Source organism: Phytoactinopolyspora endophytica (genome assembly GCF_004138495.1).
GTDB classification, from domain to species: domain Bacteria; phylum Actinomycetota; class Actinomycetes; order Jiangellales; family Jiangellaceae; genus Phytoactinopolyspora; species Phytoactinopolyspora endophytica.
The window spans coordinates 84,809-94,312 of the sequence record NZ_ML142850.1 but is presented as its reverse complement, the minus strand read 5'-3'; the positions used below and the strand labels follow the sequence as shown (position 1 = coordinate 94,312).

Below are 9,504 nucleotides of genomic sequence, written 5' to 3'. Positions count from 1 at the left end.
GGCCTGCGCGCGCGGATGGCCGTGGGTGCATTGTGTGGACTGGTCTTCTATGGCTTCGGGCTGGTCTGGGTCACCGACTTCAACGTGGGCGGCTACGTGGCGTTGGCGGTGGCGGAGACGTGTTTTCTGGCGGCCGCCACGGCCCTCGTTCCGTCGGGCCGGAGCGGGCGCTGGACGGGTGGATGGTGGTTGCTGCCGGCCGCGCTTGTGCTCATGCATGCGGTCCAGGCCCGCTTCCCGTTCGGTGGGTTCCCGCTTCCGGCAGTGGTGCACAGCCAGGTCGACGGGCCGTTCGTCGCCGCCGCACCCCTGGGCGGCTCATTGCTGGTGACCGCCGCCGCGGCGGCCAGTGGCGTCGCGCTCGCCGCGCTCGTCATTCACCGTGGACGGCGGCGGCTGTGGACCGCCGGGACGGCACTCGTCGTGGCCGTGGGTCCGGTCGTGGCGGGCGCGGCCGTGACCACGGAGCAGACGGCGACGCTGGATGTCGTCGTGGTCCAGGGCGGTGGGCCGCGCGGAGTCCGGGCGGTCGACACCGAGTCGATGGACATCACCGAGCGCCATCTCGCGGTGGCGGAGAGCATCGGGCAGCCCGCAGACCTTGTCCTCCTGCCGGAGAACGTGGCCGACGTCGAGGGCCCGATCGTGGGCACGGATCTCGACGAACGGTTCGCCGAACTGGCTCGGGACCTAGACACCCACCTCGTCGTCGGCGTCACCGAAGGCGACGGCGACGGGTTCCACAACTCCGCGCTGCTGTGGGGACCGGACGGAGATCTTGTCGGCCGGTACGAGAAGGAACACCGGGTGCCGTTCGGTGAGTACATTCCGTGGCGCGGGCTGATCGAGCGGCTCACCGACGACACCAGGTTCGTGCCTCGTGACGCCGTCGTCGGTGAGGGCGATGCGCTGCTCGATGCGTCCGGAACGCCGCTCGGGGTGGTGATCTCATACGAGGTGTTCTTCTCCGACCGGGTCGCGGAAGCCGTTCACGACGGCGGGCAGATCGTTCTGGCGCCGACCAACGCGTCCTCGTACGTCACCGACGAGGTTCCCTCACTCGAACTCGCCGCGACTCGCATCCGGGCTCGCGAGTTCGGACGGACCGTGCTTCTGGCCGCCCCGACCGGCTACTCGGCGGTGGTGCTCGCCGATGGCGACGTCGTCGTGCGCAGCGCTCTCGGAGAGGAGGAACTGCTGACCGAGACCGTGCCCCTTCGATCCGGGTTGACGCCGTTCGCCCACGTCGGAGACGCACCGGTCATCGCGCTCGCCGCCGCACTGTTCCTCGTCCCTGTTCTCCGGCAGGTCAGACGTACACACGGACAACGCGGGTCAGCGAACACGTCCTGAGCAAGGACGAGCATGGACGCGTGGCCAGGCCCTGCACGCTGTCGCCGGTGATGGTTCGGCGGTCATCAGCCCGACGACCTGGCGACGATCCGCAGAAGCGGGAGTGGAAGCTCGGTGCTTCCGGCCATACGGGTCGGTTTGTCGACCGCGGCCTCGATCCTGTGCGCTGGGTAGCCGAGTGTGTACAGGGCGTGCACGGCCATGGCGGCGTCGTCGGCCGAGCGTATCGGGAAGGCGAAACGCCGTTGCTGAGTATCGGTGACCTCCAGCCCCGCTTGGCGCAGCTGCTTGGTGGCCAGACGGGCCGTCAGGTGCTGGGGCAGGATCCCGAGGCCGTGGAGCGAAACCGCCAGCGCGAACAGCGGCCGGACATCTCGAGGCCGCACCGGCCATCTCGCCGGTACCAGGGCGGCGACCGCGCCGCCGGGGCGCAGTACGCGGGCGATCTCGTGCAGCGCCTCGGCCAGCGGCATGATGAGCATCAGCCCCATCGACGACACCACAGTGTCCACTGAGTCACTGCGGATCGGCAGCCGGCGGGCATCGGCACGGGTGACCGGCTCCCGCCCTCGCTGGCGGGCCATCGCGAGCTCACCATCTGAGATGTCGACGCCGAGGTAGCCGTCGGTGGAGGTGAGCCTCGGGTGAAGGGGCGCGCTGCCGCAGGCGATGTCCAGGACTTTGCCCGGACGGGGTGGCAGCCCGTCGAGAAGCCAGTCGTAGGCGGTTCCGACCTCTGGATCCCGTGCGTGCTCGGCCTGTACGGCTGCGGCTCACGGCACGACCCGCGTGTCGGGTTGGAAAGTGGCCCACGTGAACCAGAACGTGTCGATGAACGGGACGGCTTCCAGGGTCTGTCCGGCCAGCGGCCCGTCGGTGGCTTCGCCGAGGATGTTCCATGTGGTGCGGGTCTCGGCGTCGGTGAACTCGCCGTTGTCGGCGGTGAAGGTGAGATGCTGTCCGTCGGCTACCGGAACGTAGACGGCGACGGATCCGATCTCGGCTCCGCCTGCGACGGTGCTGTCGTCGAGTGCTGAGGCCTGACCAGGGATGTGCCACGCGACGAGGTCCCTGTCGTCGAGGGTGAACTCGAGTACCTTCTGGTCGGCGACGGCTTCGCGGTCGACCGCCAGGGTCTCGTCGTCGCCGGTGAGAGCCAGGATGCGCGCCTTGAGGTCGAGGCGGTCGTCGCCGGGGTCGGTGTGGAACAGCAGCCCGGTGTCCGGGTTGTCGTATCCGGTGTAGGGGTTGGCGCCGTAGTTGCGGCTGTGTCCGGTCTCGCGGGAGAGCACGAGGGCGTCTGGGTGCGCTTCGCGGAAGTCCTCCCAGGCCACCGGGATCATCGGGTGGCTGTCGAGTTTCTCCCCCGTGAGTGCGCCGACGCTCGCCTGCCCGGTCAGCTGCGGCCATAGCGACTCGGTCTGCCGGTCGTACATGACCAGGTTGCTGGCGTACAGCCGGCCCGAGGTGCCGAAGTCGAGGACGCGGTCGCCGACGCGCCGGTCGAAGGTGACGCCGGAGTTGCACAGGGGACAGTACGTCGCTGCGACCGGCACATCGGGATGGTGTCGTTGACGATCTCGTGCCACATGAGGACCTGGACCGGGTAACCACGGGTCTCGCCCTCGATCGTGACCGACAGCACGGCTTCGGCATCCTCCAGCCAGTCGACGTCGCCGACGCTTTGGAACGTGGGCTCGTCGATGGCTGGGATGCCGTCGGGGGGCGGCCCGCCGGAGACTATCTGGGCAGGGTCGACCAAGGGCTCGGGAAACTCCGCATGCTCCATGTCGTCCAGCGCCGACGGCACGTCTTCCGCCGGATCGCCAGGTATCTGCTCGACCTCGGTCACCTCTCCGCTGCCGTTCCCGGAGTCGCTGTCGCCGGCCGCGTCGTCCGCGGACGACTCCGACGCGGAGGAGGATGGCTCATCGGAGCCGCACGCGGCCACGCCGAGCAGCACGACGACGGCGAGCACCGCGAAACGCCGCTGCAGGAGCAGCGACCGGCCTCGTTCGGCGATGACCATAACCGTTCGCCTCTCTCGGACTTCGTCGTCTTCAATCTGAGGCGATTCTGCGGGCTGCTCGGGGCCACGTCGGTAACGGCGCTCACACACAGGGCACTGTCACCAACGTCCCGGAATCCTCGGCTCGAGTCGCGGATCCGGCGATGGGCGCTCCACAACGGAATCGTCGAACCGTGATCGCGCTTACGGACCGCGCCGGTTCGGATCGGTCAACGTGGAGCCAGAGCCCGGCGAACGGGTGTCGACGCGCTCTGACGTGCCTGGAGGATCCACTCGGCGGATCCTCCAGCCGCCTGAGCACAGTCGGAGAACGGCGCCACTCGCAGATGTATCGTGCAAGGACAGGAGCTTGTGATGTGGTTGAGAGGTCGCGAGTCGGGCGACTCCCATTCGGCGCCACGTCTCTGGCAGACGCTGGCAGTATCTGTGGCCGCCGGCGTTCTGGCGCTGGCGGGTTGCGGGAACGGTGAAGGGGACGGCGCTGAGACGGAGGAGAACACCTCGGACGACTCCGCTGCCTCGGAACGCGACGAGAGAGCCGCTGAGCTGGGTGAGTCTTCGCTGACGTTCACGGCGACGACGGTCGACGGTGAGGAGTTCGCCGCGGACGAGCTGACCGGGCGTCCCGCCGTGTTCTGGTTCTGGGCGCCGTGGTGCTCGACGTGCGTCGCGGAAGCCCCGCATGTTCTCGACCTGGCCGAGGAACACGGTGATGACGTGAGTGTCGTCGGCGTGGCGAGCCTCGGTACTAACGAGGAGATGCACAACTTCATCGAGCTAACCGAGACCGAAGAGCTGACGCACCTCGATGACCAGGACGGTGACGTCTGGCGGCAGTTCGAGATCACGGAGCAGAGCACGTTCGCACTCGTGGACGCCTCTGGTCAGACGACATACTCCGGCTTTCTGGATCCCGACGAGCTGGCCGACCGGGTAGCCGAGCTGGCCGGCTAGGCGGGTGGGCCGACGATGGAGGGATTGCCGTTCGGTCTCGCGGTAGCCGCAGGCATGTTGGCCGTGGTGAATCCGTGCGGGTTCGCGTTGCTGCCGGCCTACGCGTCGATGCTCGTGGTCGGGAAGGATTCGCCGACCCAGGCCGCGGCCATCGGGCGCGCGCTGGCTTTCGCAGGGGCGATGACCGGCGGGTTCGTCGCGGTCTTCGGGGTGTTCGGGCTGCTGCTCACGGTCGCGGCGAACACCTCCGGTGTGCAGCGGTACCTGCCCTGGTTCACGCTCGTGCTCGGTGTGCTGCTGGTGGGGCTCGGTGGATGGCTGCTGGCCGGGCGTGATCTTCCTGGTCTGCGATTGAATGTCTCAGGTCCGGCCTTGACCCGGTCGGCGCCGTCGATGGCGATGTTCGGCGTGGCGTATGCGACCGCGTCGTTGAGCTGTACTCTCGCACCTTTCCTCGCCACCGTCGTGGCCAGCTTCCGCACGGAGACCGTTGCCGGTGGAGCCGCCGTGTTCGGCGCGTACGCGCTCGGCATGGGCCTGGTGATCGTTGCGGTCTCGCTGGCGGTGGCTCTCGCGCAGACGGCCGTAGTGGGGTGGTTGCGCCAGGCGGGCCGGTTGGTGCCCCGGCTCGGAGGTGTCCTGCTGACCATTGCCGGTGCGTACGTCGCCTACTACGGCTGGTATGAGATTCGAGTCCTGCGCGGAGGGAACACCGACGACCCGGTCATCGGCGTGGGGGAGAGCATCCAGCGCTGGTTGGCCGACGGTTTGGACTGGGTGGGCGCCGGTGGCATGGCCGCCGTGGTCGGCGCGTTCGCCGCGTTGGCGGCGGTGCTCATCTGGGCGCGTCGTCGCCGGAACCACACGGCCTCCTACGGCTCTAGCCATGGCTCACGATGAGGCCAGGGCCCACCGGGTCGCGTCGCATGGCCAGGATGCGGTGGCATTGCTGCTCGGCTCCTCGTATCGGCCCGGTGGCTTGGCCCTGACCCGGCGTCTTGCCAGGCAGCTGCGCCTGGTGGCGGACGAGCGGGTACTCGTCGTCGGGTCCGGGCGTGGCGCCAGTGCAGTGGTGCTCGCCCAGGAGTTCGGCACGCGTGTTCAAGGCATAGACGTGTCGGCGGCCAACGTGGCGCTGGCTTCCGGCGCCGCAGCCGCGGCCGGCCTGCGTGGCCGCGTCAGCTTTGTCATGGGTGGCCCTCGGCAGCTGCCTGCCGGGGACGCGGAACTCGACGCGGTCGTGTGGGAACGCGCATGTGGTGCATCGCCGAGCGGATCGACCGTGGCGGAGCTGGAACGGGTGCTCAGACCCGGCGGCCGGGTCGGCATCACGGACGCGATGGTGGAGCCGGACCGTGTGTCACCGGAGTCGACCAGGCTCGCCGGTCAGAGTGCGTGCGTGGCCGATCTCTGTCCAGCCGAGGCGTATGTGGGCCTGTTCAACGACGTCGGAATGTCTGTCACACACATCGAACCGCATGACGCGGTGATGATACGCATGCTTGACCAGGTCGAAGCCCGGCTCGCCGTCGTACAGATGACGTCGCGGACGAAGGCCGAGGCATTGGGGATCGACTTCGAACGTGCCGGTCCTGCCCTGGCCGCCGCCCGCTCCGCTGTTGCCGCCGGAGCGCTCAGTTACATCCTTCTCGTCGCGGAGAAGCAACGCTGAGCGACGGCGAGTTGCTTGCCGGCGCGGAACACGAGGTCAAGGTCTCGGACCGTCACTCGTTGTCGGCACGGTCGGGAGAGCTCGGGGCGGAGTGGGTTTGCTGCTGGACACGGCATGCCCATCGGCGAGCCCGCCATTCAAGGTGTCGATCGATCTGCCGGCCGGTGAGGATGAGCAGCAGGGCGCTGACGAGTGAGATCAATGCTGGGAGGATCACGGCCACACCGATGATGCTTCCTGCCGGGCTGAGGGCTGACCAGCAGGTCGGGTGCCGTCTTTCGATAGGTTCTGGACATGCACACCGTGGCCGTCCTGGCGCTGGAGTCGTCCGGGGGATTCGACCTGTCCGTCGTGACCGAGGTGTTCGGGTCGGCGTATCCGTTGGGCCGGCCGACGGGGTGCGAACCGCTGTACGACGTGGGCATCTACGGCGATCCTGGAGCACGCAACACAGTGGTGATGGGTGTCTCGACGACGCTCGTCGTCGAGACACCGTACGCGTGGGCCGACGCCGTGGAGGCGGACACGGTGGTGGTGCTGAGTCCGTCGGCGTATACCGCGGAGGTGCCGGCTGAGGTTCAGGCCGTGCTGAGGGAAGCCCATGCACGCGGCGCCCGGATCGTCTCCTTCTGTAACGGCGCGTTCGTGCTCGCTGCGACCGGACTGCTGGACGGGCGGCGCTCCGCCGTGCACTGGACGCACACGGCCGAGTTCGCCGCCCGGTATCCGCAGGTTCGGGCCGATGCGGCGGTGCTGTATGTCGACGACGGCGACGTGGTGACGACCGCCGGCGGTGCCGCCGGCGTTGATGTGTGTTTGCACCTGGTCCGGCGTGATCACGGCGCGGCGGTGGCCGCCGAGACCGCCAAACATGCCCTGTTGCCGCTGCACCGTTCCGGCGAGCAGGCACAGTTCATCGAGCATGCCCACCCCGTCCAGGATGATGGCGGGCTGGAGACGTTGTTGCGCTGGATGGAAGCACACCTTGATACCGAGCTGACTCTGTCCACGATCGCTGAACAGGCGGCGACGAGCATACGTACGCTCAACCGGTGGTTCCGTGCGCACACCGGAACCACCCCCATTCAGTGGTTGATCCGGCGTCGGCTGCAGAGAGCGCAAGAGCTCTTGGAGACCACGGATCTCTCGGTGGAGGAGATCGCGAGCCGATCAGGGTTCGGTTCGGCAGTCGCCCTGCGGCAGCACTTCCGGCGCACGTTGGTGACGACCCCGACCGCGCACCGTCGCGCGTTCACCACCGGCCCTGTCTAAGGCCGCGCGCAGGCTTGCAAGCTGCACCACACGGCGGTGCCTGAATCGGGTATCGACGCGGCGTCCTGGTGCCGTCTGCGAATCGGGCTCGCCCGGCCCCGCGCCTCACGCGAAGGGCCTGTTGTCTCTTGATAACGACCACTAGCTGTCCGTTGGTGTTGGATGTGTCCAGCTGCGCCTGACACGGGCGGCGATCGTCTGTCTGCCCTACGCCGCCTCCCGCCCCGCGACTCAGCCCCGAGACTCAGCGTGACGACGTTCAGTGATGTTATGCGTCGCTGCCTTCGTAATCGAACCAGTCCACCGCGACGACGCCGTCCCGCGCGAACATCCCGATGACGCGTCCGGTGAAAGACTCGGTGACTTCGGCCGACAGGTACCGTCCGTCGACAGACGCGAGCACGGTCTCTTCTCCCGCGATCACGGCGGACAGCTCGACGACGTCGGACGTGGCCGGAATCGGGCCGACGTCCCGGGGCCGGCGCGACGTGATCGCAAGTTCCAGGTCGGTGTCGGTGAACGGTATGGCCCACTCCTGGGTGAGGCCCTTGAGTCGTGCGCGGGCTACGACGGTGCCGCCGCCGGCCTCGATCGAGTAGTACGACGACTCGTCATAGCGGACGGCAAGCCCGCCGACGCCGTCCCGCACGTCGACGCGGACGACGGCCCGGGCCGTCTGGTGCTCCTGCCGGCGCCCGATGAACACTGGCCGCGCGTCGTCGAGGGTCGAGCCGTCGGCGGCCAGCACGAGGAAGCCGGACCGTTCACTGAGCGAGCCCAGCTGCTCCGGAAGCCGCCGCACGCCGAGCCACTGCGGCGCGAACTCGGCCGAGTCGAAGTCATCCCGGAAGCGGACGACGCCCGGCCGGGGCGCGAGAGGGACCGGTTCGAACTCCGGCCACCCGTCCACCCACTGCGCCCGGGTCACGAACGTCTCGCGGCCAAGCGCGGAGAAGGCTCGCGTCATGCCGCGTGGACGCACACCGAGCAGCACCAGCAGCCACTCGCCGTCGGGCCCCTGCACCAGGTCGCTGTGTCCGGTGTTCTGCACCGGCCGGTCGGTGCTGCGTGCGCTCAGCCGAGGGTTCACCGGGGCCGGCTCGAAGGGTCCGTCCGGAGTCTTCGCGCGCGCGATGCTCACCGAATGCCCGCGCTCGGTGCCGCCTTCCGCGAGCAGTAGGTACCACCAGTCGTCGCGGCGATACAGGTGCGGCGCCTCGGGGAACTGCAGGCCGGTTCCGGACCACAGCGAGCGAGGTGGTTCGAGCACCCTGCCGGCTACGAGGTCGACCCGCACCTGCTCGATACCGCGATGCCGGCCCTCGGCGAAGGACAGCGCCGAGTACGTGATGTACGCCGTTCCGTCCTCGTCCCAGGCCAGGTCCGGGTCGACGCCGTCGATGCCCAGAGGAGTGCCGTCGCTCCACGGGCCTTCCGGCCTGGTGGCCGTGAAATGAAGGGCGCCGCGGCCCATCGCATCGGTCACCACCAGATGGAAGACGCCGTCGCGGTGCCGAAGCGTCGGCGCCCAGGCGCCTCCCGCGGTCGGGACATCGTCGGCCAGCTGTCCCGGCCGGGTGGCCACGTTGCCGATCTGCTCCCAGTCGACAAAGTCGCGGCTGGCGTAGATAGGGATACCGGGAAGGTATTCGAATGTGGACGTCGCGAGGTAATACGCGTCGTCGACGCACACCACGCTCGGATCCGGATTGAACCCCGGCAACTGTGGGTTGGGCAGGTTCACGAGACCGCCTCCGTCTCCTCAAGTCAGCTTGACGGCCGCTTCGAGCGGCAGGTCGACGACGGAGCTGCCGACGCGCAGCCGGAAGACGCCAGGCTCGTAGCGCCACTCGCCGTCCCAGTAGGCGAGGGTACGCGCCCGCAACGGGATCGCCACCTCGGCCGCGGTCCCGGACGCGGCGCGGACCGGGGCGAATCCGACCAGCCAGCGCACCGGCCGGTCGACGGCGGAGTCGTCGCGTTCGGCATAAACCTGCACCACATGCTTGCCGGCACGATCACCGGTGTTGGTCACTCGCACCCGGACCACGGCCCCATCGCCGTCGCCGCTCAGCTCTCCATCGACCGCCACGGAGTCGAACCGCCACGTGGTGTAGCCGAGCCCGAAGCCGAACGGGTAGGCGGGACTCGAACCAGAGCGGAGCCAGCCGCGGTATCCGATGTGCAGGCCCTCGGAGTAGTCGAGGGCGCCGTCGGTCGGCGT

10 protein-coding genes and 1 pseudogene are annotated in these 9,504 nt (G+C 68.7%); 6 read left to right on the top strand and 5 right to left on the bottom strand.

Annotated elements, in window-relative coordinates; translation table 11 throughout:
• A partial coding sequence (gene lnt / locus ELR45_RS03770) for an apolipoprotein N-acyltransferase (RefSeq protein WP_205855839.1) occupies positions 1-1,353 on the top strand: 1,353 nt, incomplete at its 5' end.
• 65 nt (positions 1,354-1,418) lie between these two features.
• On the opposite strand, the gene ELR45_RS03765 is transcribed toward lnt, so the two are convergent.
• From ELR45_RS03765 to ELR45_RS42465, 3 genes and pseudogenes are all read right to left on the bottom strand, one after another.
• Entirely contained in the window at positions 1,419-2,054 is a 636-nt protein-coding gene (locus ELR45_RS03765) for a class I SAM-dependent methyltransferase (protein ID WP_129663601.1), read from the bottom strand.
• A 72-nt stretch (positions 2,055-2,126) separates the two neighbouring features.
• A pseudogene (locus tag ELR45_RS03760) lies at positions 2,127-2,852 on the bottom strand (DUF3179 domain-containing (seleno)protein); the annotation flags it as partial.
• Entirely contained in the window at positions 2,750-3,016 is a 267-nt protein-coding gene (locus tag ELR45_RS42465) for a DUF3179 domain-containing (seleno)protein (RefSeq protein ID WP_420813816.1), read from the bottom strand. The gene ELR45_RS42465 and the pseudogene ELR45_RS03760, both read right to left, overlap by 103 nt.
• On the opposite strand from ELR45_RS42465, the gene ELR45_RS36755 reads away from it, so the two are divergent.
• From ELR45_RS36755 to ELR45_RS03735, 5 genes are all read left to right on the top strand, one after another.
• Positions 2,936-3,559 (top strand): hypothetical protein, encoded by a 624-nt coding sequence (locus tag ELR45_RS36755; protein ID WP_205856119.1) that lies wholly within the window; start codon positions 2,936-2,938, stop codon positions 3,557-3,559. The two genes, ELR45_RS42465 and ELR45_RS36755, sit on opposite strands and share 81 nt — an antisense overlap.
• A 177-nt stretch (positions 3,560-3,736) precedes the next feature.
• On the top strand, positions 3,737-4,336 hold the full coding sequence (locus ELR45_RS03750) for a TlpA family protein disulfide reductase (RefSeq protein WP_129663595.1): 600 nt from the start codon (positions 3,737-3,739) through the stop codon (positions 4,334-4,336).
• 15 nt (positions 4,337-4,351) lie between these two features.
• Positions 4,352-5,236: a cytochrome c biogenesis CcdA family protein gene (locus ELR45_RS03745; protein WP_129663593.1), complete on the top strand. Its 885-nt coding sequence runs from the start codon at positions 4,352-4,354 to the stop codon at positions 5,234-5,236.
• Positions 5,223-6,008 (top strand): SAM-dependent methyltransferase, encoded by a 786-nt coding sequence (locus ELR45_RS03740; protein WP_129663591.1) that lies wholly within the window; start codon positions 5,223-5,225, stop codon positions 6,006-6,008. Before ELR45_RS03745 ends, ELR45_RS03740 begins: the two co-directional genes overlap by 14 nt.
• Positions 6,009-6,302: 294 nt before the next feature.
• Positions 6,303-7,280, top strand: a complete 978-nt coding sequence (locus ELR45_RS03735) for a GlxA family transcriptional regulator (protein WP_129663589.1) — start codon at positions 6,303-6,305, stop codon at positions 7,278-7,280.
• A gap of 268 nt (positions 7,281-7,548) precedes the next feature.
• On the opposite strand, the gene ELR45_RS03730 is transcribed toward ELR45_RS03735, so the two are convergent.
• Together ELR45_RS03730 and ELR45_RS36750 are read right to left on the bottom strand one after the other, a co-directional pair.
• Positions 7,549-9,024, bottom strand: coding sequence for a glycoside hydrolase family 43 protein (locus ELR45_RS03730; RefSeq protein WP_129663587.1), 1,476 nt, complete (start codon positions 9,022-9,024; stop codon positions 7,549-7,551).
• Between the two features lie 18 nt (positions 9,025-9,042).
• Positions 9,043-9,504, bottom strand: a 462-nt coding sequence (locus tag ELR45_RS36750) for a fibronectin type III-like domain-contianing protein (RefSeq protein ID WP_205855838.1), incomplete at its 5' end; no start/stop codon positions are given.

Coding starts and splice junctions, on each gene's coding strand:
- ELR45_RS03750 (WP_129663595.1), top strand. CDS start 3,737: ATGTGGTTGAGAGGTCGCGAGTCGGGCGACTCCCATTCGGCGCCACGT.
- ELR45_RS03745 (WP_129663593.1), top strand. CDS start 4,352: ATGGAGGGATTGCCGTTCGGTCTCGCGGTAGCCGCAGGCATGTTGGCC.
- ELR45_RS03740 (WP_129663591.1), top strand. CDS start 5,223: ATGGCTCACGATGAGGCCAGGGCCCACCGGGTCGCGTCGCATGGCCAG.
- ELR45_RS03735 (WP_129663589.1), top strand. CDS start 6,303: ATGCACACCGTGGCCGTCCTGGCGCTGGAGTCGTCCGGGGGATTCGAC.